This window comes from Rhizobium pantanalense (assembly GCF_030182525.1).
Lineage (GTDB): Bacteria > Pseudomonadota > Alphaproteobacteria > Rhizobiales > Rhizobiaceae > Rhizobium.
The window spans coordinates 1-25,056 of sequence record NZ_JAQJCH010000023.1; the positions used below are offsets into that span (position 1 = coordinate 1).

27 protein-coding genes and 5 pseudogenes are annotated in these 25,056 nt (G+C 59.0%); 14 read left to right on the forward strand and 18 right to left on the reverse strand.

Features of this window, described 5'->3' with window-relative positions; genetic code table 11:
- A pseudogene (locus PH558_RS33090) lies at positions 1 to 231 on the reverse strand (HlyD family efflux transporter periplasmic adaptor subunit); the annotation flags it as partial.
- Positions 232 to 711: 480 nt separating this feature from the next.
- On the opposite strand from PH558_RS33090, the gene PH558_RS33095 reads away from it, so the two are divergent.
- Complete coding sequence (locus PH558_RS33095) at positions 712 to 948, forward strand: hypothetical protein (RefSeq protein ID WP_285208441.1); 237 nt, start codon at positions 712 to 714, stop codon at positions 946 to 948.
- Positions 949 to 1,077: 129 nt separating this feature from the next.
- On the opposite strand, the gene PH558_RS33100 is transcribed toward PH558_RS33095, so the two are convergent.
- From PH558_RS33100 to PH558_RS33110, 3 genes and pseudogenes are all read right to left on the reverse strand, one after another.
- Complete coding sequence (locus tag PH558_RS33100) at positions 1,078 to 1,305, reverse strand: helix-turn-helix domain-containing protein (protein ID WP_285208442.1); 228 nt, start codon at positions 1,303 to 1,305, stop codon at positions 1,078 to 1,080.
- A gap of 121 nt (positions 1,306 to 1,426) precedes the next feature.
- Positions 1,427 to 1,627, reverse strand: a pseudogene (locus tag PH558_RS34305) (transcriptional regulator); the annotation flags it as partial.
- A 106-nt stretch (positions 1,628 to 1,733) separates the two neighbouring features.
- Positions 1,734 to 1,973, reverse strand: a complete 240-nt coding sequence (locus tag PH558_RS33110) for a hypothetical protein (RefSeq protein WP_285208444.1) — start codon at positions 1,971 to 1,973, stop codon at positions 1,734 to 1,736.
- A 298-nt stretch (positions 1,974 to 2,271) separates the two neighbouring features.
- On the opposite strand from PH558_RS33110, the gene PH558_RS33115 reads away from it, so the two are divergent.
- Entirely contained in the window at positions 2,272 to 2,499 is a 228-nt protein-coding gene (locus PH558_RS33115) for a DUF2934 domain-containing protein (protein WP_285208445.1), read from the forward strand.
- An 18-nt stretch (positions 2,500 to 2,517) separates the two neighbouring features.
- Here the strand turns inward: PH558_RS33115 and PH558_RS33120 are convergent, their stop codons facing one another.
- The 3 genes and pseudogenes from PH558_RS33120 to tnpA all read right to left on the reverse strand — a co-directional run.
- Complete coding sequence (locus tag PH558_RS33120) at positions 2,518 to 2,880, reverse strand: hypothetical protein (RefSeq protein WP_285208446.1); 363 nt, start codon at positions 2,878 to 2,880, stop codon at positions 2,518 to 2,520.
- Between the two features lies 1 nt (position 2,881).
- Positions 2,882 to 3,136, reverse strand: a pseudogene (locus tag PH558_RS33125) (IS66 family transposase); the annotation flags it as partial.
- A pseudogene (tnpA, locus tag PH558_RS34310) lies at positions 3,114 to 3,363 on the reverse strand (IS66-like element accessory protein TnpA); the annotation flags it as partial. The pseudogenes tnpA and PH558_RS33125, both read right to left, overlap by 23 nt.
- Before the next feature lie 348 nt (positions 3,364 to 3,711).
- On the opposite strand from tnpA, the gene PH558_RS33135 reads away from it, so the two are divergent.
- The gene (locus PH558_RS33135; RefSeq protein WP_285208447.1) at positions 3,712 to 3,990 is read left to right on the forward strand and encodes an IS1096 element passenger TnpR family protein; all 279 of its coding nucleotides are present in this window, start codon (positions 3,712 to 3,714) and stop codon (positions 3,988 to 3,990) included.
- Positions 3,991 to 4,016: 26 nt separating this feature from the next.
- On the opposite strand, the gene PH558_RS33140 is transcribed toward PH558_RS33135, so the two are convergent.
- Positions 4,017 to 5,027, reverse strand: coding sequence for a hypothetical protein (locus PH558_RS33140; RefSeq protein ID WP_285208448.1), 1,011 nt, complete (start codon positions 5,025 to 5,027; stop codon positions 4,017 to 4,019).
- A 555-nt stretch (positions 5,028 to 5,582) separates the two neighbouring features.
- On the opposite strand from PH558_RS33140, the gene PH558_RS33145 reads away from it, so the two are divergent.
- From PH558_RS33145 to PH558_RS33185, 9 genes are all read left to right on the forward strand, one after another.
- Positions 5,583 to 6,569 carry a helix-turn-helix domain-containing protein gene (locus PH558_RS33145; protein WP_285208449.1) on the forward strand — a complete coding sequence of 329 codons (987 nt, stop codon included), beginning with the start codon at positions 5,583 to 5,585 and terminating at the stop codon, positions 6,567 to 6,569.
- A 103-nt stretch (positions 6,570 to 6,672) separates the two neighbouring features.
- Positions 6,673 to 8,079, forward strand: a complete 1,407-nt coding sequence (locus tag PH558_RS33150; protein ID WP_095437876.1) for an aldehyde dehydrogenase family protein — start codon at positions 6,673 to 6,675, stop codon at positions 8,077 to 8,079.
- A gap of 3 nt (positions 8,080 to 8,082) precedes the next feature.
- Positions 8,083 to 9,678, forward strand: coding sequence for a GMC family oxidoreductase (locus tag PH558_RS33155; RefSeq protein WP_285208450.1), 1,596 nt, complete (start codon positions 8,083 to 8,085; stop codon positions 9,676 to 9,678).
- Between the two features lie 59 nt (positions 9,679 to 9,737).
- Complete coding sequence (locus tag PH558_RS33160; RefSeq protein WP_285208451.1) at positions 9,738 to 10,991, forward strand: ABC transporter substrate-binding protein; 1,254 nt, start codon at positions 9,738 to 9,740, stop codon at positions 10,989 to 10,991.
- Between the two features lie 66 nt (positions 10,992 to 11,057).
- Positions 11,058 to 11,924, forward strand: coding sequence for a branched-chain amino acid ABC transporter permease (locus PH558_RS33165; protein ID WP_285208452.1), 867 nt, complete (start codon positions 11,058 to 11,060; stop codon positions 11,922 to 11,924).
- Positions 11,921 to 12,958 carry a branched-chain amino acid ABC transporter permease gene (locus tag PH558_RS33170; protein WP_285208453.1) on the forward strand — a complete coding sequence of 346 codons (1,038 nt, stop codon included), beginning with the start codon at positions 11,921 to 11,923 and terminating at the stop codon, positions 12,956 to 12,958. Before PH558_RS33165 ends, PH558_RS33170 begins: the two co-directional genes overlap by 4 nt.
- Positions 12,955 to 13,659, forward strand: a complete 705-nt coding sequence (locus PH558_RS33175; protein WP_095437881.1) for an ABC transporter ATP-binding protein — start codon at positions 12,955 to 12,957, stop codon at positions 13,657 to 13,659. The genes PH558_RS33170 and PH558_RS33175 overlap by 4 nt, the downstream gene beginning before the upstream one ends.
- A gap of 1 nt (position 13,660) precedes the next feature.
- Entirely contained in the window at positions 13,661 to 14,377 is a 717-nt protein-coding gene (locus PH558_RS33180; protein ID WP_285208454.1) for an ABC transporter ATP-binding protein, read from the forward strand.
- Positions 14,378 to 14,414: 37 nt separating this feature from the next.
- On the forward strand, positions 14,415 to 15,359 hold the full coding sequence (locus PH558_RS33185) for an AraC-like ligand-binding domain-containing protein (RefSeq protein WP_285208455.1): 945 nt from the start codon (positions 14,415 to 14,417) through the stop codon (positions 15,357 to 15,359).
- 42 nt (positions 15,360 to 15,401) lie between these two features.
- Here PH558_RS33185 and PH558_RS33190 read toward each other — a convergent pair whose 3' ends face one another.
- The 3 genes from PH558_RS33190 to PH558_RS33200 are packed head-to-tail and all read right to left on the reverse strand — an operon-like array spanning position 15,402 to position 17,382.
- On the reverse strand, positions 15,402 to 15,791 hold the full coding sequence (locus tag PH558_RS33190; protein ID WP_285208456.1) for a nuclear transport factor 2 family protein: 390 nt from the start codon (positions 15,789 to 15,791) through the stop codon (positions 15,402 to 15,404).
- Positions 15,792 to 15,798: 7 nt separating this feature from the next.
- Positions 15,799 to 16,578, reverse strand: coding sequence for a MoaF C-terminal domain-containing protein (locus PH558_RS33195; RefSeq protein WP_285208457.1), 780 nt, complete (start codon positions 16,576 to 16,578; stop codon positions 15,799 to 15,801).
- 15 nt (positions 16,579 to 16,593) lie between these two features.
- On the reverse strand, positions 16,594 to 17,382 hold the full coding sequence (locus tag PH558_RS33200; protein WP_285208458.1) for an SDR family NAD(P)-dependent oxidoreductase: 789 nt from the start codon (positions 17,380 to 17,382) through the stop codon (positions 16,594 to 16,596).
- Positions 17,383 to 17,645: 263 nt separating this feature from the next.
- Between PH558_RS33200 and PH558_RS33205 the strand changes: the two genes are divergently transcribed.
- Complete coding sequence (locus PH558_RS33205) at positions 17,646 to 18,266, forward strand: alpha/beta hydrolase (protein ID WP_285208459.1); 621 nt, start codon at positions 17,646 to 17,648, stop codon at positions 18,264 to 18,266.
- A 359-nt stretch (positions 18,267 to 18,625) separates the two neighbouring features.
- Here the strand turns inward: PH558_RS33205 and PH558_RS33210 are convergent, their stop codons facing one another.
- The 6 genes and pseudogenes from PH558_RS33210 to PH558_RS33235 all read right to left on the reverse strand — a co-directional run bounded on the left by PH558_RS33210 (position 18,626) and on the right by PH558_RS33235 (position 23,194).
- Complete coding sequence (locus tag PH558_RS33210; RefSeq protein WP_285208460.1) at positions 18,626 to 19,174, reverse strand: DUF4946 domain-containing protein; 549 nt, start codon at positions 19,172 to 19,174, stop codon at positions 18,626 to 18,628.
- A gap of 232 nt (positions 19,175 to 19,406) precedes the next feature.
- A pseudogene (locus PH558_RS33215) lies at positions 19,407 to 19,580 on the reverse strand (ribbon-helix-helix domain-containing protein); the annotation flags it as partial.
- 480 nt (positions 19,581 to 20,060) lie between these two features.
- Positions 20,061 to 20,702: a DsbA family oxidoreductase gene (locus tag PH558_RS33220; protein WP_285208461.1), complete on the reverse strand. Its 642-nt coding sequence runs from the start codon at positions 20,700 to 20,702 to the stop codon at positions 20,061 to 20,063.
- A gap of 85 nt (positions 20,703 to 20,787) precedes the next feature.
- Positions 20,788 to 21,714, reverse strand: coding sequence for an oxidoreductase (locus tag PH558_RS33225; protein WP_285208462.1), 927 nt, complete (start codon positions 21,712 to 21,714; stop codon positions 20,788 to 20,790).
- A gap of 119 nt (positions 21,715 to 21,833) precedes the next feature.
- Positions 21,834 to 22,478, reverse strand: coding sequence for an NAD(P)-dependent oxidoreductase (locus PH558_RS33230; protein WP_285208463.1), 645 nt, complete (start codon positions 22,476 to 22,478; stop codon positions 21,834 to 21,836).
- Positions 22,479 to 22,573: 95 nt separating this feature from the next.
- Positions 22,574 to 23,194, reverse strand: a complete 621-nt coding sequence (locus tag PH558_RS33235) for an FMN-dependent NADH-azoreductase (RefSeq protein WP_285208464.1) — start codon at positions 23,192 to 23,194, stop codon at positions 22,574 to 22,576.
- Between the two features lie 86 nt (positions 23,195 to 23,280).
- Between PH558_RS33235 and PH558_RS33240 the strand changes: the two genes are divergently transcribed.
- Positions 23,281 to 23,658, forward strand: coding sequence for a winged helix-turn-helix transcriptional regulator (locus PH558_RS33240; protein WP_285208465.1), 378 nt, complete (start codon positions 23,281 to 23,283; stop codon positions 23,656 to 23,658).
- Between the two features lie 417 nt (positions 23,659 to 24,075).
- Here the strand turns inward: PH558_RS33240 and PH558_RS33245 are convergent, their stop codons facing one another.
- Positions 24,076 to 24,981, reverse strand: coding sequence for a LysR family transcriptional regulator (locus PH558_RS33245; RefSeq protein WP_285208466.1), 906 nt, complete (start codon positions 24,979 to 24,981; stop codon positions 24,076 to 24,078).
- Positions 24,982 to 25,056 lie beyond the last annotated feature (75 nt).

Here is a 25,056-nt window from a genome sequence, read left to right on the forward strand (position 1 = left end):
GCGAGGATTACTGATTTCGACGAGATTGTCGCCGGCTTTGACAGGAACGCCAACCTTTGCTGGTTCCCCCGAAATCACACCATCGATGGGAGCATTGAGCAGAGCCAGACGCGCATTGACGGTGCCGTCCCGGCTTGTATAGCCCGTGATTGCCGGTAGGGAGACGCCAATTGCAAGCGCCAGCAGCAAGAGGCCGACGGTGACACGGGTAATGCGATGATTCCAAATCATGTCAGCTTATTACAACAGCGGGTTAGCGGTGATCGGTCCGCCGACCTCGGTCGACAGAAATGCAACTAAATCTTGTGTAATTTAGCTTGAAGGAATTTAACGGGCAAGTGGTCGCGATGAGCTTGTGTTAATGAATCAGAACATGCTGTCTCATTAACGGTCGGCGGAAGGGCCATTGATGTCCACAGCTCGCCGCGCGGCCAGATTAAACTTCCATCGAACATCTCACCATGTCTGATAAAGTGCCTTGGGGAAGTTTTCCGCTCGCTCCAGCGGATCTATCACCAGACTGGGCAACGCCTTCAGCGACAGCGCGCCGGCATGATCGCGGCGTGAGTCTAACCTGCAACAGTCTTCAGACAATCTCACGCTAGGTCAATTTCGCGCTGGATCTGTTTCATTTCCGGAAGGTATTCATCAGTCAGCGGAGTGATTTGAACGCGCGCAGCGACCGTTGTCATTTCCGCACAAGGACACGTCATGACGGCGCAAAGTGTTGCTGCATGGGCAGTACAGAACGGATTCTATCTGCTGGATTCATGGAAGTATCGTCGGAGCGACGAGGCACGCACAATTACCCTCGAAATAAAAAAACTCTCGGTGGTATTGATCGACGAAAGGGCTGGATTGGCCCCGCGAGTTGCTTCAGCCTTATTCAAGGAGCTGTTTTCCGGGAGTCCAAACGGCAAACTCGACCGATTGTTATTGGATCGTTGAAAGTCGTCAAATCTCAGCCTTTTCCAACTATGCCGGGATCGTTGTTATTGAAGCGCGCAATTCAGGTGTCGCGGGCCAAGGCGCACGAAGGCCTCAACATCCCTGGCTGGCGGCGGGCGAAAGTAGATATCAGCCGCGCGACGGCTTCCGGCCGCTCTTCAGCGGCTTCATCGTGACGATATTATCGGCCATCGGAACGAAGAACTCCGAGATATCGCAAGACAGCGCCGCGGCAATCTTCGCAAGGGTCGTGACCGTCGGGTTCTTGTTGCCGCGCTCAAGATAGCCGACATAGGCGCGCTCGACATTGGCCTCAAGCGCAAGGTTGTCCTGCGAGATCCCCCGGGACCTAGCCACCGGCGCCGGGCGGCGCGTCGTTCTCTAAGTTCTCGGGGTACTGCACAACCTCATTTTCGTCCATATCCATCGCAGTACCGCCACCCGCATGCAGTGAGACGCCGGGAGCCGACGCAATGCCTCCGGCCTCGAGGAACGTCACGCCAGCTGTTTCGAGGACCGCGCGGACTGCGGCAACAACATTCCGCACGCCGGCAGCCTGGCCTTCGCTTGCTTCCATGCGTTCCAGCGTCGGCACTGAGATGTTTGCAGCGAGAGCGAGCGCTGCTTGCGACATGCCGACGAGCGCTCGAGCAGCCGAAGTCTGCCTGCCAGATAGCATTTTATGGTCCTTGAATCTCCGAGATATCCAAAGGTGTTGAACAGCACCGCTGGATCCCAACGATGCGCCGCGACGCGATTTGCGCTAGGCGCACTGCCATTTCCCATCACCACCATCGAGAACTATTTGACCAGGCATCGCGCCCGAGAACGTAGCCAATCGCGAAGGCGAGGGCGCCGATCGTGAGGACAATCCCGGTTGCTGTGTGCGGATGCTCAGCGGCGCCCGCGACTACTGCGGTGCCCTCGCGGACAACAGCGTCCTTCGCATCCTTTGCGACTTTCCGAGCACCTGTCAGTGGGTCGGCTGGTGTCCCTGTGAAGCCAGCACTGAGTTCGTCGGTCATGATGTTCCTCCTTCTTCTTCTTCTGTGGGAAGGAGAACCCCCGTGGGCCACGGAAGTTCCAGCGAAGTGGCTGGCTGGAACTGGTAGGTTAGCGGCAACTGCAAAAATCACTCGAAGCGCTAAAACCCCAGCGGAGCGCCTTTTCCGGGCGCTGAAAAGACCGACCTGCACTCAAGCGGATCGTTGGACGATAAGGATCCGCGGCAAATCCAACAGCACGGTAAAACATCGAGACATCCCTTTGGCAAGGAACGTTGCAGCTCCCGGTGGCGTTGAGCCGAAATTAGAAGGAGATCTGATGATGGACAGAGAACAGAAGGTTCGTGAGCGCGCCAACCAGATATGGGAGGAAGAGGGTCGCCCCGAAGGCAGTCACGAGGAACACTGGCGGCGAGCAGAAGAAGAAATTGCGGCAGGGGAGCACGTAGCTGCTAGAGAAGGCACCGAGAACTGGAAGGCAGAAGCCGGCCTGCCCAACGACCAGAAATCGCCAGGCATCATGCCGACTGTGATCCCACCGGACTGAGGATCGGGTCCCCTTTTATCAAAGGCTTACGACATTCCAGGACAGCACCTGAAACGACGCCGCCCAGGTTTGTCTGATGTTTGGGGGAAATATGACTGCTGGCCCAATTGTGCTCAAATTGCCAAGCACGGCTGTAGCGGAAACTGAATAGGCGGGGATGTAGAACTCGCCATCACGAGAGAACGACCAGATCAGGTTGGTGCCGTCGTAGGTCAAGCGCTGCCAAATGGGTTGAGCCGGCTGTGGGAATCCTGCATCCTGGCTCATGACGTCGTTGACGCGGTTGTCCAATCCAACGCCACCCGATGTGATGTAGTAGTCGAAACGGTAGTCTGTGGTGCTGTACGCGGAAACACCGAATTCGACCGCCTTATTGTTCACCAACCTTCGGCGCGATGTTGTCGAGCCATGACTTGAGGGCGTTCAGGACAGGCAAGCTGTGCTGTTGCCGGAAGCGGCGAACGCAACCGGCCTGCGTTTCACCGGCGTCGGGCTTGCTGTCTCGCGCCTGCTTTTCGATCCTGTAGAGCTGCTCGAAGAACCTGAGAGCCTGTTCCGGCGGGCCGCCACCATTCTTCCTGGTCTTGAGGGCTTCGACGAAGCGCCGTCGGGAATGGCCGCGGTGATTTGCACCGGAATAAAAGACGATGTCGAAGACGCCGGCGACGCAAGGGGCTGGGTATGTTTCCGTATCCATTTCCAAACGAGGTTCGCGTTGACCCCGTGTTCGCGCGCGAGTTTCGATACCGATGCGCCAGGTTCAAGGCAGGCCGCGATAAGGCGGTCTTTCGAACTTTGATCGAAACGGCGTCTCCCATTCCGACCGACCAGCCGCACGGCAAGTTTTTGATCTTGTTCCATCACTTGGTGTCCACCTATTTTGGTGGACACCTCATGCCAAAGCTCAATCAATTGCAGAAGGTGCGGGGAAAATCGCGCTTACGATCATCCTTGTAGTGAAGACGTGCTTTCCCGTTCCTTGGGGCACTTTCAAGGTATGCGGCTACACCCGGAAGTTGCAGTGCTTGCTGATGAAGCTGTTGACCCACGGTAAGCATACGGTGAAGGCCGTAAGTCACGCCGCTTGAGCGTCGATGGTCGGCGGTGTCCAGTTCCATGGAAGCAATTGCTCCAACCTGATGATCGGAGTGTCGGCTATCGGCGCGAAACCATTCAAGTCTCTATGACTTCGGCGACGGCTGGACGCACACCGTGAAAATCGAAAAGACCTTTCCGGCGACCGCTGGCTTCGATGATCCCTTCCTTCTCGAGGTTGTCGGACGATGTCCACCTGAGGATGTCGGCGGCCCGTGGGGCTACGAAGAGTTCCGCGAGGCAATTGCCGACACCGACCATGAACGGCATCACGAATTGCTCGAATGGTGGGGAAGTGCAGATTACGACCCAGGCGAAGTCGATGCCAGAAATCTCCGCAAAAACGTCGAGGCTCTAGCCGCAAAGTGGAAGCGCCGATCGCGCAAAAAAACCTGACCCTGCGGTCCGCGGCGAATGCTTACTCAAGAACGCGATACCTCAGCCCTTAAAATAGGTGTCACCTTACGATACTTATCAGAACCGCAATCAAGAAAATATGTTTGCCACCCGAGACCCTCGATGAGCGCCGTCGTCTCATGTCGTATAATGATCGACTGGAATGGGCTGCTTGGGCCAGAGAGAAACTCTGTGTAGAACTCGAAACCAGCTTTATCTATACTCAGGCCCTCCCATTCTATAATCAGAAGCGCCGGCGCAACCTTCGCTACGCTTTGGGCATAGCTGATCGCGAACTCTAGAAGCACACGGCTTTTCTCGCCGCTTGACAGCGCGCCATAGGGCAATCGACCACGTCCTGCCAGGCGGCAATAGAGGCTTTCTACGACCTCGCCGTCCTCGCTCTCCTCCACGATAAACTCGGATCCTTCTAGTAGCGCTACTCCGCCAACATAACGCGCAAGCGTGCGCGTGGTAATAGGATCAAGGTTTAGCGAGTCACAGAATAACGCGAGGTCGTCCAGATATTCTCGCTCTCTCTTATCCTCTAAAAAAACTACGCCAATGCGGTGGTGGTTCGAGACGACTTCCAACTGATCGAGACGCGTGGTCATCACATTATCTTTGATGTCAATCGAGAGTTGGTGCTCGCTAAGCAAATCAAAGGTTAAAGTGTAGGCTAGTGCATTAGGTTCAAGCCATCTTTTGAGCCGCCGCGGATCTTCTATTGCTGTTATCCAATCGCACAGAGCGGTTTTCCCCGATGAGTTTCCTCCGATCAGAAATGTCGTCTTCCCAAGCTCAATGGAAGTTCCAGGTTCAAAAAGGGGCGAATTGTGAACCTCTAGTTTGCGAATGAAACCAAATGTGCTGGTGCGCTCGCTATGCTCATACGCTGTTCTGAATTCGTGCAGTGCTTTCCAGCTCTTTATCACGGTTGGCGGGTAGCGTAGGCCAGATTTTTTATCGATGAGATCAGCGTGGTGGCCACACAACCAGATGCCATTTGAAGGATGGCGTAAAGCCTCTGAGTCCAAGTCGCCTTGTCCGCGTGGACCATTAGGAACCGCGCTGAAGATATGGGCCGCTTGACCCGTGTTTTCGACCTGATCAGATGCTAACCCTGGACCAATAGTCAGCTTTCCGCAATGTGGTGCCGAGCATCGATATGCAGCTCTCTGTCCAAGAATAAGTCGAGTTGCGTCTGAAAAGTTCTCACGTACTATTATCGGACCCTCGCATCCCAGCAGTAATCAAGCGCTCGACTTTCCCTGATTTTCCAACGGGATCAATACATAAAATCGCCGGGTCTCCGGTTCACATCCCTTCACATTAACGAATCCGATTTTGTTGACCGTGGGTCGTGATCTTTAAAAGTGGCATTGCAGCCCGGCAACCGGAATATCTGAGAAAGCGGATGAAGCAGCTTCTCGGCGTGCTTGAAGAGCCGGCGTCCTGGAAGCTTCAGGACGCACCGTTTGCTGAGGAGTGACGCTTTTATCGCAGATTAGTTAATCTGTTAATTATCTCAATTGACGATCGAGAGGAAGTGTAGCACTTTTCCTTTATGCTGGCACTGTTGGGAGGCAGAGTTGGATCTGTTGCAGAACCGCAGTCTTGTCGATCGGGCTTGGTCACCGACGCCTTACGACCAATGGGTGGACAACCTTCAAAGCATTTGCGGAAATTTCAATCCCCACACTATGAAGCACGGCGCCAATGTGATCGGTAGCGCCAGCCGTATCGACGTCTGCGGCATGGAGTTCGCCCATGTTGCCAATGATCTCGATTACGTCCACCGCGATTGGGATGACATCCGCCGCGATGCCAATGAGCACCTGTTCCTGATCCTGCAGTTGGAGGGTGCCTGTGGCGTCGAGCATTCCGGGCACCAGAATATTCTCGATGTCGGCGAATGCATTCTTGTCGACTCGACGCGACCGACAACCTTCTATTTTCGAGGTCGTTTTTCCAACCATCTGTCACTGCATCTGCCGCGTCAGCTGATGTATTCGAACAGCAAGATCGACTTTGACGTTGCCCGCAAACTTGAGGCCAGTGACCCTATGGCAATGATGCTGCGCGCGCTGATCGCCAAATTAATGACGACGCCGGAAAATGACATCGCATCCCCGCATTTACGCCAACTGATGTTCGACACGACGCGTCAGGCCTTCATCTCCACGGGTGGCCAGACGGCGAGCTTGAACTCGCTGCATGACTGCGCGAGCCGGCGGATGCAGATGGTCGACATTCTCATCGACAAGCATTTGACCGACAGCGATCTCAACGCAAAATGGCTGGCGACACGGCTCGGCGTATCGATCCGTACGTTGCAGCAGGATTTCCAGGGCATGGGCGTTACTTGCACGACCGTCATTCGGGACAAACGGCTGCGGTTTGCGCGGGAGAAGATCGAGCAGCTCAGGGAACAGCGCAACCCCACGACGATAGCGGAAGTGGCCTATTCCGCCGGCTTCAACGACATTTCCTACTTCAATCGCAGCTTCAAGGAACTGTTCGATTGTGCACCAAGCGAGTTGCTGCACACCGCTGGGACCGGTCGTAGATTGGACTGAAGCGCGAGACTGCGCTCCAGTCCAAGACGAGGCGCGTTTCTCCCCAAGACGGGCTTTAGGGCAAAGACCATAGTCCTCTCGAAAGTCACGGGAGGAAAATGTCGTGAAGCAGTATACCCTGCTCATCGGTGGCGAACCTGTTGCCACGTCTCATCATGCACCGGTTAAAAACCCGTCGAATGGTGACATTGTCGGCCATATGCCGCTTGCCAGCGAAGCGGACCTCGACCGCGCAGTTGCCGTGGCGGCCGAAGCGTTCAAGGGCTGGTCGCAGACCTCCAGCGAAGAGCGCGCCGCAGCCTGCCGCACCATCGCGGAGAAGATCAGCGAGCATGGCGAGGAACTTGCGCAGATACTGACGCGCGAACAGGGCAAGCCGCTCAATGGCCTCGGCTCGCGTTTCGAGATTGGCGGCGCGCTCGCCTGGACGCGCCACACCGCCGAACTCGACCTGCCGGTCGAGATCTTGCAGGACGATAATGAAGGCCGCGTCGAGCTGCATCGCAAGCCGGTCGGCGTCGTCGGATCGATCACGCCGTGGAACTGGCCCGTCATGATCGCCTGCTGGCATATCGTTCCGGCGGTGCGCGCCGGCAACACCGTCGTCATCAAGCCGTCGCCATTGACGCCGCTTTCGACCATCCGTCTCGTCGAACTCATGAACGAGGTTCTCCCGCCCGGCGTCGTCAATGTGGTCACCGGCGAAAACAGCATTGGCGCTGCCCTTTCCGCCCATCCCGGCATCGCCAAGATGACCTTCACCGGCTCGACGGAAACAGGCAAAAAGGTCATGGCTTCGGCAGTCGCCACCTTGAAGCGACTGACGCTGGAGCTTGGCGGCAACGATGCCGGCATCGTCCTGCCCGATGCCGACCCGAAGGCCATCGTCGAAGGCCTCTTCTGGGGTGCCTTCATCAATAACGGCCAGACCTGCGCGGCACTGAAGCGGCTCTACGTGCACGACAGCATCTACGAGGAGGTTTGCCGTGGGCTTGCGGAATATGCCGGCAAGATCGCCGTCGGTGACGGGCTGGACGAGACAAGCATTCTCGGCCCTGTACAGAACGAGATGCAGTTCAACAAGGTGCGCGAACTTGTCGAAGACGCGCGTGCCAATGGCGGCCGCATTCTGACAGGTGGTGCGCCGATGGACCGCCCAGGCTATTTCTATCCGATCACACTGGTTGCCGATGTCGATCATGGTGTGCGCCTGGTCGATGAAGAGCAGTTCGGCCCCGTTCTGCCGATCATCCGCTATAGCGACGTCGATGAAGTGGTCGCGCGCGCCAACCAGAACCCCGCGGGCCTTGGCGGCTCTGTCTGGTCCTCGGATGCCGAGAAGGCGAAGCGCTATGCGGTGCAGCTCGAATGCGGCTCGGTCTGGATCAACAAGCATGGCACGATCCAGCCGAATGCGCCTTTCGGTGGGGTGAAGCAGTCCGGTATCGGCGTCGAGTTTGGCGCGGACGGGCTGAAGGAATTCACCACAATTCAGACCGTATTGAGCTGAGCCATGACGACGTACGACTACATCATCGTCGGCGGAGGCTCCTCGGGTTGTGTGCTCGCAAACCGGCTTTCAGAAAATCCGGCGCATAAGGTACTGCTGATCGAGTCCGGCCGGCGCGATTCCGATCCCTGGATCCACATCCCCGCGACGTTCTTCAAGGTGTTGGGCAAGAGCATCGACATCCATCCCTATGCCTCGAACCCCGACAAGGGCCTGAATGGGCGCCCGAGCATCGTGCCGCAGGGCAATGTGCTCGGCGGCGGCAGCTCCGTGAATGCGATGATCTATATTCGCGGTCATCGCAACGACTACGACACCTGGTCGCAAATGGGCTGCCAGGGCTGGTCCTACGAGGACGTGCTGCCGGCTTTCCGCTCGCTTGAGAATAATGAGCGGCTGAACGGCCAATACCACGGCAAAAGGGGCGGTCTGCGCGTTTCGGACCCTCGTCATCGCCACCCTTTGAGCGAGGCCTTCATCAAGGCGGCAACTGAAATCGGCATTCCCCATAATGATGATTTCAACGGCGCGGATCAGGCCGGCGTCGGCTTCTATCAAAGTACGACCTATGGCGGGCGTCGCTGGAGTTCAGCCCAGGCCTTCCTCCGCGAAGCAGAGAAGCGGCCGAACCTGACCGTGCTGACGGAGCGCAGGGTCGCCCGTATCCTCTTCGAAGGGCAGAAGGCTGTCGGTGTCGAGCTGCTCGACGGCACGATATTCAAGGCATCCCGGGAAATCGCGCTGACCGCGGGAGCCATCGCAACGCCGAAGATTCTGCAGCTCTCGGGTATCGGCGATGGTGAGCACCTCACCTCGCTTGGCATTGAGGTGGTCGCCGATCTGCCCGGCGTCGGCAGCAACTACCAAGATCATCTGGAAGTGCCTGTGCAGGGCGAGACGCGCGAGCCGATCTCGATCCTCGGCCATGACAAGGGGCTGCGCGCCGCCGGCCATATGCTGCGCTACCTGACGGCGCATCGCGGTCTGTTGTCATCAAACGTTGTCGAGTGCGGCGGTTTCGTCGATACGTCAGGCACGGGGCAGCCGGATGTGCAGTTCCACGTCCTGCCTGTGCTGATCGGCTTTGTCGATCGCGAGCCGGAGCCCGGTCACGGTTTGAGTATCGGCCCATGCTATCTGCGGCCGCGCTCGCGCGGTTGGATACGATTGAGGAGCGCCGATCCAACCGAGCAGACGGATTTCAATGCCAACCTGCTGTCCGATCCGGCCGACCTTGAAACCTTGGTGCGTGGCGTCGAAACGGCAATCCGCATCCTCGATGCGCCGGCCCTTGCCAAACTGGTCAAGCGCCGCGTGCTGCCGAAGCCGGGCGTCGAGAAAGATCCCGAAGCGCTCCGCGATTACATTCGTCAGTCCTGCAAGACCGTGTTCCATCCGGCGGGAACGGCTCGCATGGGCCGGGCTGACGATCGCATGGCCGTCGTCGGGCCCGACCTGAAGGTGCGAGGGATCGAGGGGCTGCGCGTCTGCGACGCCTCCGTCATGCCGACCCTGGTATCCGGCAATACCAATGCGCCGACGATGATGATCGCGGCGAAGGCTGCGGCCTTGATGACCGGAAAGGCGATTTCCGGCTGAGCCGGACATCGGGGAAGCAAAGAGCCCGTGGGGAGCGGGACAACAAACTGGAGGAGACAATGCCTATCAATCTGAGAGGGCTGGCAATCGGCCTTTTGCTGACGCTCGCATCGGCGTTCAGCGCGCATGCGGCAGCATCCTGCGGCGACAACACTGGCAAGCCGGCAACGGGTGAGCCGATCATCATCGGCGCTATCACCGGCAAGACCGGGCCGGATGACTTTTCCAATTCCACCAAGGCGGCGAAGGCCTATTTCGATTGCCTGAACGCCAATGGCGGCATCAAGGGTCGGCCGGTCAAATATCTGGTCGAAGACGATCAGTGGAATCCGGAAATCGCCGCACAGCTCGCCGCAAAGCTGGTCAACGACGAGAAGGCCGTGCTGATGGTCGGCAACTCGAGCTATGTCGAGTGCGGCGCCAATGCCGATTTCTACAAGAAGTCGGGCATTTTGGTCGTCGCCGGTGTCGGCGTGCCGCGTGAATGCTACTTTGCGGAGAATTATGCGCCGACCAATGCCGGGCCGCGCGTCTCGATGCTCGGCGCCATGGGCTATGCGTTAGACAAGCTCAATGCGAAATCCGTCGTCTGCATCGGTCCGAATATCCCGAATGTCGGCACCTGGTCCTGCGACGGCGTGATGCTGCTTGCCAAGGAAAAAGGCTTTGCTGCTCAGACGATCCTCATGGATCCGGGCTCGGCCGACGCCACATCGATCATCCTGCAGGCGGCTTCAAGCAAGCCGGATGTCATCGTGCTCGGCCTGTCGAAGGGCGTGGCGGTGCCTTTGCTGACGGCTGCCGAAGAGCAGGGCCTCAACCAGACGATCACCTTCCTCAGTGCTGCCTCTGCTTACGATCTCTCGGTCCCAGCTACCATCGGTTCCGGCTGGGACGACAAGTTCTATGTCAACATGGAATTCAACGATCTGAACGCGCAGACGCCGGACAATCAGAATTGGCTTGCTGTCATGGACCAGTACGGCCAGAAGTCCGATCCGCGCGATACCTTCGCCCAGGCCGGCTATCTCGCGGCTCGCATCGCCGAGAAGGCACTGATGACGCTTGACCCTGCCAAGATCGACCGCGAGACCGCCTCTGCCGCCGTACGCGAAATCAAGGGTTTCAAGAGCGATATCTTCTGCGCTCCCTGGTACTTCGGCGATGGCCAGCCGCGCCACAACGCCAATTCGACGACGCGCATGGCCGTTGCCGAGGGTGGAAAGTGGAAGGTCGTTTCCGATTGCGTACCGTCGCCTGATCCTGAGCTGAAGGATATCCGCGCCTTCGAAAAGTCCGCCGGCATCAACTGAGCCCTGACGCTTGCCATCGGTTCCGCGGCAAGTCCGCGGGACCGAACGACCCGAAAGGATCGATCCGTGAATCTCTTACCCTTCGTTATCTCCGGCCTGGGCATCGGCGCCGTCTATGCGCTCTCCGGTGTCGGTCTTGTCGTCCTGTTTCGGGCGACCGGCGTTCTCAACTTCGCATTCGGTGCCTTCGGCGCGATCGGCGCGCATTGCGCCTGGCAGCTGCTGGAGTGGAAGATGCCGCTCGCCCTCGCCATCCTTGCCGCCGTTACCGTCTCGACGACGATCAGTTTTCTTTATGGTCGGGTCTTCGCGCCCCTGCTGTCGCATCGCGATATCGTCGTGCGCGCCGTTGGGACGCTGGCGCCGGCGCTGATTTTGATTGCGATCATGGGTGTCATCTGGGGCGAGCTGCCGCGCCGGCTGCAATTCCCGACCGACCAGATGTTCGTCTCTCTTTTCGCCGTGCGCCTGACCTTCACGCGTATCATCGCCATCATTCTTGCCGTCGTCATGGTCATTGCCATCACTCTGCTTCTGATCCGCACGCGCCTTGGTCTCGATATGCGGGCGCTTGCCAATGATCGCGATCTCAGCGCTATCCTTGGCGTGCGAATCCTTTACACGGAAACCGCCGCCTGGATAATGACTGGCATCTTCGCCGGTCTTGCCGGCCTGCTGCTTGCCGATCTCGTCCGGCTACAGGGTACCTTCCTGACCTTGCTGGTGATCCCGGCGATAGCTGCCGCCATCCTCGGTCAGTTGCAGTCGCTGTGGCAAACCGCCGTTGCCGGCATGCTGATCGGCATTGCCGAAGCCGTGCTGACGCCCGTCGCGTGGATCTCGCCCTATCGCGCAGCAGCGCCCTTCATCATCGCGCTTGTCGCGGTCACTATCTTGGGAGGCGCCGCGAAAGTCGCGTTGAGGGACCGATGACCGTTCAGGAGCAAACAATCGCCCAAACAGCCGAAGGCATATCGATGGTGCGTCTGCCCAAGCAGCTTCTTCATGTGCCCGTGACGATGGCGATCTTCTCGCTCGTCGTCGCCTTGCTTGCGAATTCCTTCTGGCTGTCCGCGGCAACCTCGGCAGTCGCGCTCTCTCTATCGGTCGCCGGGCTTGCCATCCTTTATGGCCAGCTTGGTCTCGTCTCCCTCTGCCAATTCGCGCTTGTCGGCGTTGGCGGCTGGGCGACGCTTCGTGTCGGCCATGCCTTTCATCCGCCATTCGAGTTGAGCCTGCTCGCCGGCGGCGTCTTTGCTTCGGTCGTGGGGTTGGCATTCGGCGTACCGGCCTTGCGCCTGCGCGGTCTTTATCTCGCGCTCGTGACGCTGATGCTCGCGGGCGCCTTCCAGATCGTCATCAGCGCCTGGGGCTTTCCGGACGGCGGTCCCGGCTTCCTGGGGCGGGCCGATGGCTCCGGCCGTGCAATGCTCGCAAGACCAATAGTCGCCAATGGCGAAGTCGCCTATTTCCTCTATGTGTGTGTGGTGGCGGCGCTCGGCCTGCTGATCGCACAATGGCACAAGCTTGCTCGCCCCGGCCGGGCATGGGCGCTGATCCGCAAGGGCGAGACGGTTGCCGTTGCAAGCGGCGTCAATGTACTCATCTACAAGGCCTGGGCATTCGCTTTGAGTGGCCTTCTCGCCGGCCTTGCCGGCGGATTGCTGGCGGGCAATGTCGGCCAGCTTGATGGGCGCGCTTTCGGCGCCTTCGAAAGCCTCAATCTCTTTGCGCTCGCCATCGTCGGCGGTGTCTTCAACTGGTACGGCGCCGTCATCGCCGGCCTGCTGCTGCGCGCAGTACCGGCGTTGCTCACCGATCTCGGCATTGACGGCTATGTGACAATCGGGATTTTCGGCGTCGCCCTGTTCCATGCGCTGGCGACGGCGCCCACAGGCATTGCCGGCCAAATATCGGCTCTCGTCACACGGCTGAATGCGGCACTTTCCAGGGGGAAGGCGCGATGATCAAGATCGACAACCTCATCGTTCAGTTCGGTGGTATCAGGCCGATCAATGAGCTCACCGCCAAGCTGACTGCGCCGGTTGCCGGTCTCATCGGCCCGAACGGAGCCGGCAAGACCACTTTGCTCAACGTACTTTCCGGTTTCGTGAAACCGGTCCAGGGCTCGGTCTCGCTCGGTGAGCAGGCGCTGCTGCCGATGTCGCCCCTGCAGCGGGTGCGTGCCGGCTTGCGCCGCTCGTTCCAGACCGAGCAGGTGGTGGAGGATTTGACGGTTGCCGGCAATGTCGCGGCGATCGCCGATCATGTCGTTGGCGCGGGACACCGGTCCCATACCGTCGATCAGGCCCTCGCCTTCGTCGGCCTCACCGATGTTGCCGATCGGCTCGGTCAATCCCTCAATCTCTTCCAGCGCCGCCTTGTCGAGCTGGCGAAATGCGTCGTCGGCGAACCGAAGCTCATTCTGCTCGACGAACCGGCTGCGGGCCTGACCGAGGAGGAGGGGAAGGCCTTTCGCGAGCTGGTGCTGCGCATTCCGGTGGAATTCCGGGCGCAGGTGCTGATCATCGACCACGATGTGGACCTCATCCGTTCGATGTGCAGCGAAACCATGGTGCTCGACTACGGCAAGCTTCTGGCGCTCGGCCCGACGCAGTCGGTTCTGGCCAATCCCAATGTGCGGCGCGCCTATCTGGGGGAGTTTTGACATGGACATCGCATCGGAAATCAGCGTCGAAAATCTCGTCGTCGAGCGTGGCGGCAAGCGCGTCATTCATGACGTTTCCTTTTCCGTCACGGCCGGGAAGATCACGACATTGCTGGGCGCCAACGGCGCCGGAAAGTCGAGCACGGTCATGGCCATGGCCGGCGTCCTGCCGCGCGGCGGTTCTGTGAGCCTCGGTGGCGCGGCGCTCGAAGGGTTCTCGCCCGATCGCGTTCGCCGCGCCGGTCTTGCGCTTGTGCCGGAAGGGCATCGTGTGCTCGGCCAGCTTTCCGTCGAGGACAATATTCTTGTGGCGGCGCTGGAGGGATCGGCGGCTGCCCGGCGAGAAGGGCTGGCCCATGCCTATGAGATCTTTCCCGAACTATCGGAGCGGCGGCGTCAATCGGCATCGGATCTTTCGGGCGGCCAGAAGCAGATGGTCGCGATGGCGCAGGCCTTCGTCGCCAAGCCGCGCTTCATGATCGTCGACGAGCTGTCACTCGGCCTGGCGCCGGCCGTCGTCAAGCGTCTGGCGGAAGCGCTGAAAATTGCTGCCGCGCGCGGCATCGGCGTTTTGCTGATCGAGCAGTTCGCCAATCTTGCACTCGATCTTGCCGACCAGGCGCTCGTGCTGGAACGCGGTCGCCTGGTTTTTTCGGGCACAGCCGCGACACTCAAGGCTCAGCCGGACATTCTGCACGGGGCCTATCTGGCAAGCTGACGCGAAGGAAATATCTCACCTCTTGAGGACACCTATCATGGCCGCAGCACTTCACCGGCATGTCGATAGCGCCAGCGGCCGGGCCTTCGCGGGGCTGGCGCGCGATCTCTTCGGCAATGTCCTGCTCGATTTCGGCACCGCGGATGAAGAAAAGAGCCGGATGATATCCGCCATGCTGGGCACATGCCGGCTGACGCGGCTGGAGGCGGACCGGCATGTGGTCTTCCGCGAGCATGTGACGACAGCGCCTGATGATCCCGATGCGATCAAGCTAATCGTGCAGACGGAGGGCAGTGCTTCGCTGACGCAGGGCGGATTGCATGCGCCCGTCTCGCGGAATGCGCTTGTCATCTACGATCCCAGCCGCCCCTATGTGCTGACCAACAGCACGCCGGTTCGTCAGTTGCTGCTGCAATTGCCGCGCCACGCGTTGCCTCATGCAGCTGTCGAACGATTGGCACAACCCTTCACGGCCAACGTCGAGCAAGACGGAATGTGCCGCATCCTTCTATCCCTAATGGACTCCACCATCCGTGAGATCGATCATCTTGACGAGGCCCGGCGCTTAAGCGTCGGCCAAACCATGATCGAGCTTGTGCGCACCATGATCGGCGCTGACCTGCAGCAAACAAAACCAGTCACCAATCCGCTTCATGTGCTGCTGCAGCGGATCAAGGATTTCATCGATATCAACCTGGAACGGCCGGACCTGAGCGTGTCGATGATCGCGCGCCGCATGGGCTGCTCGGTGCGTTACGTCTACCGTGCATTTGAGGTCGAGTGCCTGACGCCCTCGGATTACATCTGGGATCTGCGTGTGCAGAAAGCCGCGGCAAAGCTGCGGGAAGCCGGCGGTCATGCCGGAGAAATAGCCGAGATCGCCTTTGCGCTCGGCTTTTCCTCCAGCGCGCATTTTTCGCGCGCCTTCCGCCATCGCTATGGCGTTTCGCCGTCGCAATGGCGGAAGGCCGGGATGTCCTAGACGGAAAAGGTGGTCCCGCCGCAGCCAGACCACCTCAATTGCTCATCGCATGGATTCAGCCACTCTCAGCGTATCGGTGAACTGCTCAAAACGCCGGATCTTGTCTCCCGCCACGCCCCAGACATGCACGACGCGGGCCTTGAAAGCTTTCCCGGTCTGCTTGTTTGTGCCGCTATAGTCCCCCACGCCAACGACCTCGTCACCGGCGTCGAGCAGACGTTCGAGCTTGAAGGTGTATCCATCGAAGGCTTGTCCGAGCGCCTGGAAGACGTTCTTGAAGATTTCCTGCGGACCGACATAGGTGCCGGCGCAGGGAAATCCGTCCATCTCGGTCCAGCGGCAATCAGGCGCGATGTCGGCGAGCATGCCATCCATGTCGCGGCGGTCGTTGGCGTCGTAATGCGCCTTTACGATATCGAATGCTTTGCGCATGGCGTCCTCACACTGGTTCCTGGCCGGGCAGGTAATAGGTCATCGAGGCCTTGCGGATGAAGGCACCGGCCGGGCTGTTCTGGATGCGGCCGTCACCTGTGATGCCGAGGAACTTGCCTGTCGAGCGCATGTCGTTGAAATTGTAGAAGAATGTGGATGCGACCGCGATCTTGAACTCGCGGAAGGTGAAGATATAGAGATTGTCGTCGAACTTGTAGGTGGTGGTGAGGTCGACATCGCCGTGGCCGCGCTGCACGCCGACGAGGCATTGCCAGGCATAGCGCTGCGACGAGAGATAGGTGTGCTCGTAGACGTGGTTGGGGCTATAAGTGAAGTGCGCCCTGAGCCCAATCAGGTCGCGGCTCTCATGCGGTACCGGCCCGCTTGCGGCGCCACCTTCAATGACACCCGGCCGGAAGATCTGCGCGACTTGCGGTTCGCCGACGGAATCCTTGAGTTCGCGAACGACCGAGTAAATGGAAAGCACGCGGCGCGTTTCGGTGTTGAGGATCAGCGTCTCGGCTTCCTTGGGGCGCCCGGCAAAGATGATCTCGACGAAATAAGTCTTCGGCGCGACTTCGATCACCTCGGATAAATCGTTTCCGCCGTCCTTGCCATCCGACCATTTGACCTCGCCCTTGGCGAAGGCAAGCTCCAGAGTGCGACCGTCGTCAAACGCGATCTTGTACGATGAGCCGGTCAGAGCCTGCGTTGCGGGCAGCCGGTTCGTATCGATGCCATAGGCGAATTCGTCGTAGGTTTTCCAGTCCTTGGGATTCTGGTTCATGGATATCTTCTCCCGTCATTCTACAAAAGCCAGCGTCGGCAGGTCGACCGTGCCGGCGCCGCCGTCGACGGTCAGGACGGCGCCATTGATCATCGATGCTTCACTCGAAGCGAGGAAGCACACGGCATTGGCGACATCTTCGGCGGTTGCGGGGCGGCCAAGCGGCACGTCCTTGGTGACGAGCGCGTAAGCTTCCCCGATGCTCTTCAGCTTGTACTTCTCGACGATGAATTCCATCTGTTCGTCGGCCATGGCGGTCGCCACCCAGCCGGGGCAGACCGTATTGGTGCGCACGCCCTTGCGGCCATAGTCGCGCGCCAGCGATTTCGCGAGCCCGATGCAGCCGTGTTTCATCGTGACATAGCCGGCCGCATCCGGTCCGGCAAAGAGCCCGGCGATCGAGGCGAGGACGACGATATTGCCCTGGTTCTTGATGAGATGGGGCAGGGATTCGCGGGCGCTGACGAAGGCAGTGTTGAGGTTGAGGCGGACGGCGAGATCCCATGTCTCGTCCGACATGTTGACCGTCGGCCCGACGCCATGGCCGCCGGCATTGGCGATCAGCATATCGAGGCCGCCATGCGTCTCGACCACTTTTTCCACGGCGGCCCTCATCGCGGCGCCGTCAGCGGCATCTGCTGCGACGATGGTTGCGCCGATCTCCTCGGCAACGGCCCGCAGCGGCTCGGGACGGCGGCCGACGAGCGCGACATTGCCGCCTTCCTGCCGAATGCGGCGCGCAACTGCCGCGCCGATGCCTGTGCCGCCGCCAGTGATCAGGGCGGTCTTGTTCTTGAAACGCATGTTTCCTCCTCTTTGCATTGCCGCTCATCATAATGGATGTTCGAAGGGGCGTCGCGTCCAGCTGTGCAGTCCGTTTTGACTGAGCGTGCACAAGGAGTCCTCTCGGCCCATAGCATGCGCGACGAGTCACAAGTCACGCGAGGCCAACGACGTGGCCTTTGCCATAAATCGGCCATGATGTCCTAAAGCGACTTAGATCCGCCTTAGTTCATGAACACGATGCCTGCGCAGCCAGGGGGTTGGGGCCGGAGGTGGCGCAAGGTGTGACCGAGCTTTACAAGCCGCTTTACGAGGCAGCTTCGAAGGAGGGCGTAACCGTCACCAAGGACATTGCATACGGAAGCGGTGAGCGCCAGAAGTTCGATCTCTACGTGCCCTCCAATCTCCCGGCGGGGGCGAAAGTCCCTGTCCTGGTATTTGCGCATGGCGGCGGGTTCGTGCGCGGCGACAAGAAGGACGTCACCCATTTTGGTAAATATTTCGCGCAGCATGGAATCGTAACGGCCGCTCATCAACTATACCTATGCGCCAAAGGCGAGCTTCCCGTCCGGCGGCGAGGGCATTCAGGCAATGTTGGTTCGATCTTCGTTTCGGGCAATTCCGCCGGAGCCACGTACGCTGCGACCTATCGGTTTTTCACATCAGCCAGCAAGCCGGATGATGGTGTGCGTGGCTTATTTCGATACCGACAGCCGATGCGGAAGATCTCGCCCAGCACGACAAGGTCTACTACGGCGAGGACGCATCGCAATATCCCGGCATGTCGAATAGAGCCAGACAGCCTGAGCAATGATTTCAGCTGGAAATCGGTCGCGGCGATAACGTCTAGGCGAAGCTTGGGTCCTGCTCGCGGAATACAATACCCGTGGCCATCAAACCGTTAAGGCGACGCCACCTTCTAGTCGTGAGCGCGACGACAACCCTGCCTTTTCTTTTGGTGATTGAGGCCGCGAGATAAGCTCCTTCATCGATAGGAGCTGAATGGAATGGTTGGAGACCGCGCTGATGCCATGGTTGAAGTCATGGATGAAGGCATGCATGAAGCCAGGCATGAGGGAAAGTATCGTCGGATCGAGGTGATCACACGTCGGCGGCAGCGGCGGTGTGAATCGGCGAGACGGAGCGAACCGCCGAGATCAAAGATGTCAGTGGGTTATCGTGCCGATCGGCATCAGGACCCTCATGCCGATTCACATTCATGTTGACCTGCAAGCGGGATTGCGTGAAGTGGAGGCGGCGTCGATTAATCAAGTCGCAGACTATCGCGCATAGCGATGAAATCGGCTTCATAAGTCTGAAATCTCGCAAGTTGGGCCGTGTAGCTCAAGGATTGTACGGTGCGCGCCCCGATGGCGACGACGACCTCTTGCACCAGCATGTCCGCTTCGTCCTTACGCGCGTGACAGCGAGTCTGTCGGGCTTGAACGTCCCCAAGCATGGTTTTCTGTGGTGCATCGCAGGACGCCTCCAGGCCCTTGGCCGTATAGCCATCTCGTATGGTCGCGATCATGGATGCTGTTTGATCGTCCAGATTAGGTATGTCGCCGGTTTTGATCTTGAGGACCGTCAAATTCAATGCCGCTTCGATGTGGCCATTCTGATCAATTTTGAGAGCAAGTTGGTTCGACCCATCGAAACGCTCTCCGGCCTTGCTGCTCGGCGTGAGCGCACTACGCTGCTCCCAGCCTTGCGGCCATCGAACGACGGAACCTGCCAGTGCAGCAGAACCCAGAAGAATGGCAGGCAACAACAACGATGCTCTCCAAGCGACCCGCTTTAATGTAACGTTCATGGCAGCCCTATTCCTCACCATTCCGCAGATCCGTCTCGTAGTCCTGGCCGTGGTAAATGCCGAGAATGGACACGGTACGCCTGCCACCTCAAACGCAATCGTCGCCCGCCGCCGGTATCCGACAGTACGCAAGCCCTCCCAGATGTCATCGCGCCGGGTACCCCGGTGCGGAAACGTCGAAAGCGCTAGGCAATATCTGACAATGGCCGCCGTGTAACGCTCTCCGATCGCCGGCGACGACTTCTGTGCATAGCCACGTTTCAAGAGCCTTGTCGCGCGCCTGCAAGGCGCGCAGCCCGTCGCGAATGACCTCGCTCTCGCTGCCATATTCACCCGACGAAACCTTCGCGGTGTGAATTGGCGAGAGGTCCCGAAGCCGATCGGCACGATAACCCACTGACATCATTGATCTCGGCGGTGCGTTTCTCACGCGAACGATGAAGAGAAATTCATTCCTTTCGTCAGCCGAGGCGCATATTGCGCTGCAGGGATGATTTCGTTGTGAAATCGAGCTGCAGTGAGAAACACGGGCGTCAGTCACTTAGGCGTCAACGCCAACGTGTTGTCGGTTGGACTCTCTTAAAGAGCAAACCGTCGCAGCTTTCATGCATCTGGGAATATGTCGCAACCAGTCCTAACGGCCGGCGTTGTCGCGCCGGCCGTTAGGACTCAAGTTGGGATCGTTACAGAAGACTAACGTCTCAATTCGATGCCCCAGGTCTCTCACGCTCGAGTGCGTATGATCGTCTTACTCCTTGGGCGTTTTCGATCTCAACTAAGGCCATCTTCGCAGTCTTTTCGCCCAGCAAAAACTGGGCCTGTGATCGAATCTTGTCAAGCATTGGCCAGTGGCGAACGATGGAGCGGAAGTTGCGGACCGCTTTTGTTAGGGAGACGGAGTGACGCCAGCAGCCTCACCGATTGCCAATGCAATCTCGTCTTCGCTGCGTCCTCCATTTATCGCAATGCGACCGCCGAAGACGAAGTGAGGTACCGATCGGACCCCAGCCGCTGCGACTTGGGCAGCCTCGTGCTCGACACGTCGGTGTTGCTCGGGATCGAGCGCTATTGCCCGGGCTTCTTCTCGTTTGAACCCATAGTCCACGGCAATATCCGCGAGCACGTCTGCATCCGAGATATTCTTTGCTTCCAGAAAGTGGGCACCACTGATTGCGACCGCGAGCTTATGCTGGGTTCCGCGTGCTTGTGCGGCGAGGATCAACCCGTGCGCTGCCTGCGTCCTGTAAGTCCAGGGCTGGCGGCTCAGGTCAAGATCAAGGCCCGACGCCCGTGCCTCTGCTTCAGGCCGGGCGAATGACGCCTTCGGGTTGGTCACACCGTAGCGCTTGAGGAGAAGATCGGGAATGTAGAGACCGTCTGCAGGCGCATCTGGAAGCAGAAGAACCGGGTGCTGGCGGATATCCACGTCCAGTTCAGGAAAACGTTCCGCCAGGACGTTGTCGAGGCGGTGATGCCCGATGATGCACCAGGGGCAGGTGATCTCCGTGTGAAGATCGATTTGCAGCATTATCTCATCTTTCTGGTCATTGAACCGACAGTCTTGGATTCATCTGAGCCGTTTCGCGTCGACGGCGGCGCCTTCCATCCTTAAGTCAGGACGCGCCATCGACGGAGGGCAAGCCGGGGTCGATACCGGTCATCTTGACGGACACATCCCACAGTCGCTTGGCGAGCTGGGGATTTCTCGCCTCCTCGGAGGGAAGACCTTCACCGGAAGGACCGCGTAGTTCGGAGAACCCCCTCGGCCCATAGTAGCCGTTGGACTTTATCCGCCCGGTCGCTGCGTGCAGCGCGCCCCAGGCGCCCATGGCAGGTGTGGCGAACAGCAAGCCGATCAGCGACATCACTATGTTGCCCCACCAGCTGCTGCGGGCGAGGTTTGTTCCGACAAGACCCGGGTGGCAGGCTACCGCCGTTACCGGCGCGCCTGCCGCCCGCAACCGCCGGTCCAGTTCGAATACGAAGAGAAGGTTCGCAAGCTTGCTGGCACCGTAGCGTGGAAGCCATTTGTAGCTCTTCTGAGCGTTAAGGTCGTCCCATTCGATCTTCGCACCCTTGTGCTGCCCGCTACTCGTGACGACGATGCGCGATCCGGGTGTTTCCATGAGCTTGGGCAGCATGAGCGCGCTGAACGCGAAGCAGCCAAGATGATTGACGCCGAACGTCTGCTCGAAGCCCTGCGCTGTGTGCTCCAGCGTCGGCCCCTGCACGCCGGCATTGTTGATCAGTACGTCGATACGCGGCTCCTTGGCGGCGAGTTCAGCCGCCCGTCGCACGCTCGCCAAATCCGCTAGGTCAAGTGGCAGGAACGCGAGATCAGCGCCCGACGTCTTTTGACGAATGAGGCTCATCGCCTCTGTCGCCTTCGTTTCGTCACGGCACGCAAGCAACACGCGCGCACCCCGCGCCGCCAGCGCGCTTGCCACTTCGAAACCTATTCCCGTATTCGCTCCCGTAACGATGAAGCATTTGCCTGACTGATCCGGCACATCGGCCGTCGTAAATCCCTTGGATGTCACAAGGTTCTCCTCATTCGCAACTCGGATTGGGAAGTTTCGGCAACATGCCGGATCGAGTGGTGCAATGCGGTGGTCGCAGCGCGGATATTCGCCGAGCAAGTTTGATGAGCGATCCGCTGTCAGATGCCATTGGCTATCGCGGGCGCAGCGCGCACGTACTCCTTGCCTGCGACCCGATCGACCAGGAATTGCGCAAGGTTCCCGCGGGAAAGTTTCATCCCGAGTTTCGTCTTGCCATACCAGCCGACGTCCACTTGGCCGGTTGCGGGCCCGTCCTTGAGGTTCGGAATTCGAACCAGGGTCCAATCGAGATCTGAGTTGCTCACCAGTTCAGCGGTCGCCTTGATGTCATCCTGGGCGTTGGGAACGATTATCTTGAAGAGCATGACGAATGCTTGCGACTTGAAGTCGAAACCGTCCTTCGGATCACGATAGGTTGCCGTCGAGATCTGTATGAGGCGACGAACGCTCAGCTCTTCCATGACAGAGATGATCGTGGCGACGCCGCGCATGATCGGCCGCTTCTCGCGCGCTTTCAGACTGTTGGGCCCCAAGGCGCTGATCACCGCGTCAGAGCCCGCGACACACGCCTTGATCGCGCCGCGATTGCTTAGGTCGCCCTCGACGACTTCGATCTTGGTGCCAAAGGCCGAAAGCTTTCCGGCGTCGCGCGTGTAGACGGACAGCTTATATCCTTGCCGGAGCGCCTCTTCGATAATGTGTCTTCCGGTTGGTCCGGTCCCTCCAAAGAGAGCAATCTTCATCTCATCTTCCTCGTGGTCTTCTGGCTCGAAGCAACTGCTCTGGCTGCGAACGTGCTTCTTCGCGCTCACAGCCTGAGCCGTCGTGCCGCTTGCCTTTAGGCAGCATGTTCCAGGACCGCGCGGACCTTGGCTTCGGCGGCGGCGATGGCGGCCTTGGCCGCCTCGGGCCCGAAGACGGTTCCCTCCACGCGGACGATTTCGATGTCGGTCAGGCCGATGAAGCCGAGGAGATGGCGCAGATAGCCGGTCTGGAAATCAAAGGCGGCCCAGTCGCCCCGGGAGAAGACACCGCCTGCGGCAGTGACGAGATAAACCCTCTTGCCGGTCAGCAATCCCTGCGGCCTGCCGGCTTCGTCATAACCAAAGGTCACACGCGGCCAGGTAATGTGATCGAACCAGGCCTTGAGTTGCGACGACAGACCGAAATTGATCATGCCTGAACCCAAGACGATCACGTCAGCAGCCTTCACTTCATCGACCAGCACTTGGGCAAAGTCGACCGCCTCTGCCTGCTCGGGTGTGCGCGCCTCGGCGGCCGCGCCGCGGCCGTGAATATAGGCCGGTCCAATATGCGGCGGCGGGTTGGCCGCGAGATCGCGGGTCACAAGTGTGCCGCCCAAGCGAGCCACGAAACCTTCGGCGATTTCGGTCGCGAAGCGGGTGGACAGGCCTTCGGCGCCACGAGGGCTCGACGTCACGAGGAGTATGTTGGTCATGGTTGCTCCGATCAAACTGGGATGGTAACGTCTTGTTACCAACACTATTAAGGTGACTATCCCGTTCCTCGCAAGAAGGCACTTCAATGACACTTAGTGACATCGATTTTCCCGCCCCGACCCAAGGCGACGACTGTCGGATGGTTCGGGAAATACTTGATCTCGTCGGCGACAAATGGAGCCTGTACATCATCGCGACGCTCAAAGATGGACCAGTTCGGTTCAATGAGCTGAGGCGTCGGATCGACGGCATCTCGCAGCGGATGCTAACGATCACCTTGCGCGGACTGGAACGCGACGGGTTGGTGAAGCGGACATTGTTCCCCACTATTCCGCCGCGCGTGGATTATGAATTGACGGAGGTCGGGCGGACGCTTCTCGGGCCGGTGATGGCTCTCGTGATGTGGGCGAACAGCAATCAGGAGAACATCCGAGGCTCCCGCCTGCGGTTTGACGCAAGCTGAGGTTTGCACTTCGATGTCCGATTGGCGCGAAGGTGCCGATATCAAGCGTCTGGAGGGCGGATGCAATTGTGCCGCAGGAGAATTGCAGCGTTAGACTGCTACAGTGCTTCGAGAAGAGACAGCAGCTTATCGTCAGATTTAGATAGGCGGAAGGTTTGCTCGTTCAATGCATCTACCTTCGCTGGGGCCACCTCCTTGTCGCGAGATGTGCATGAAGGTACCCCCAAGTGGAGCGTCATGGTCCAGCCATCGCGAAATCGCCGAGCTGTCGACGCCAGCATCCAGGAATTTTATTCGAGCGCAGCACATCATTGATTTCGACAACGATCGCTGCGTCCGATCCCAGCTATCACGATGGTACGACAGCGCGACGCCTCCTAATCGGCTGGTCCAATGCTTCTCAATTGTCTTTGCGGCTCACATAACGTTCCCTTCAGCTGCTACTACTGCCTTGAGTTGACGGGCAAGCCTGACCAAAGCAGACGGGACATAACCGCCGCTGCGGGTCATGAATGCCAAGCTTCGATGCATTTGGATGTCTTTGCTTGGAATTTCGATAATACCTGCGCTTTTATCTCCCTTTAAAATCCGACGTGGTACAAAGCCAAGTAAGTCAGTGCCTTCAAGGAAGGCGGCCACCAGTTGAGCCGACCCGACCTCCACCTGCACCTTTGGTGGGCCAAATCCCCCCGCAATAAAAACATCTTCCAGCCAGTCTCGGCTCGCAACAGAGCGCGCGGCCAATACCCATTGGTATCGAGCCAACTCGTTAATTGATGCTAGCCCGCGCGCAGCGAGCGGATGTCCTTTTCGCGCGACGACGACGACATCATCTTCCCCCCAGTCTTCGCAGACGAGGTTCGACTGATCACCCCCTGGAGCGATGGTAATAATCCCATCCAAGTGATCGTCGATGAGCTCTCTGCTGAGCAAGTCATTTAAACCGGTTTGGAGTTTTAGGGTGGTCCTGTCGGACTCGGAGCGATGCCATTCCGCGATTACAGGTAAAAGGGTTTCAGCGATCGAGGTGCCGACTCCGAGCCTGACATGCCCTTTCTGGCCACCTGCCACCTCGCCCACCTCCCTCAGAGCATCGGCCATAGAGGCGCGCATCCTGACGGCATGAGACAGGAGCGTCTCCCCCGCCTCCGTCAAAACCAGGCGCCTGCCGCGCCTCTCGAACAATGCCCCTTCCACGCGATCTTCGAGGCGGCGGATACACTTGCTGAGCGCTGGTTTAGTACGTCCAACCTCGGCGGCGGCTCTCGTGAGGCTCTTCAGCCTGGCTATTGCTTCGAAGTAGGCGAGATCGCGGATGTCCATTTAGAAAGTTTCCTAAAAGTTTCCGAAAGGTGAAAATTAGAAACTAGACGGTGAACATAGTCCTGGGCAATGGTC

Bases quoted from the DNA above. Each gene is read 5' to 3' on its own strand.
- PH558_RS33095 (WP_285208441.1), top strand. From the start codon at position 712: ATGACGGCGCAAAGTGTTGCTGCATGGGCAGTACAGAACGGATTCTAT.
- PH558_RS33110 (WP_285208444.1), bottom strand. From the start codon at position 1,973: ATGACCGACGAACTCAGTGCTGGCTTCACAGGGACACCAGCCGACCCA.
- PH558_RS33115 (WP_285208445.1), top strand. From the start codon at position 2,272: ATGATGGACAGAGAACAGAAGGTTCGTGAGCGCGCCAACCAGATATGG.
- PH558_RS33155 (WP_285208450.1), top strand. From the start codon at position 8,083: ATGACGACGTACGACTACATCATCGTCGGCGGAGGCTCCTCGGGTTGT.
- PH558_RS33160 (WP_285208451.1), top strand. From the start codon at position 9,738: ATGCCTATCAATCTGAGAGGGCTGGCAATCGGCCTTTTGCTGACGCTC.
- PH558_RS33170 (WP_285208453.1), top strand. From the start codon at position 11,921: ATGACCGTTCAGGAGCAAACAATCGCCCAAACAGCCGAAGGCATATCG.
- PH558_RS33175 (WP_095437881.1), top strand. From the start codon at position 12,955: ATGATCAAGATCGACAACCTCATCGTTCAGTTCGGTGGTATCAGGCCG.
- PH558_RS33180 (WP_285208454.1), top strand. From the start codon at position 13,661: ATGGACATCGCATCGGAAATCAGCGTCGAAAATCTCGTCGTCGAGCGT.
- PH558_RS33185 (WP_285208455.1), top strand. From the start codon at position 14,415: ATGGCCGCAGCACTTCACCGGCATGTCGATAGCGCCAGCGGCCGGGCC.
- PH558_RS33190 (WP_285208456.1), bottom strand. From the start codon at position 15,791: ATGCGCAAAGCATTCGATATCGTAAAGGCGCATTACGACGCCAACGAC.
- PH558_RS33195 (WP_285208457.1), bottom strand. From the start codon at position 16,578: ATGAACCAGAATCCCAAGGACTGGAAAACCTACGACGAATTCGCCTAT.
- PH558_RS33200 (WP_285208458.1), bottom strand. From the start codon at position 17,382: ATGCGTTTCAAGAACAAGACCGCCCTGATCACTGGCGGCGGCACAGGC.
- PH558_RS33210 (WP_285208460.1), bottom strand. From the start codon at position 19,174: ATGAACGTTACATTAAAGCGGGTCGCTTGGAGAGCATCGTTGTTGTTG.
- PH558_RS33220 (WP_285208461.1), bottom strand. From the start codon at position 20,702: ATGCTGCAAATCGATCTTCACACGGAGATCACCTGCCCCTGGTGCATC.
- PH558_RS33230 (WP_285208463.1), bottom strand. From the start codon at position 22,478: ATGAAGATTGCTCTCTTTGGAGGGACCGGACCAACCGGAAGACACATT.
- PH558_RS33235 (WP_285208464.1), bottom strand. From the start codon at position 23,194: ATGACCAACATACTCCTCGTGACGTCGAGCCCTCGTGGCGCCGAAGGC.
- PH558_RS33240 (WP_285208465.1), top strand. From the start codon at position 23,281: ATGACACTTAGTGACATCGATTTTCCCGCCCCGACCCAAGGCGACGAC.
- PH558_RS33245 (WP_285208466.1), bottom strand. From the start codon at position 24,981: ATGGACATCCGCGATCTCGCCTACTTCGAAGCAATAGCCAGGCTGAAG.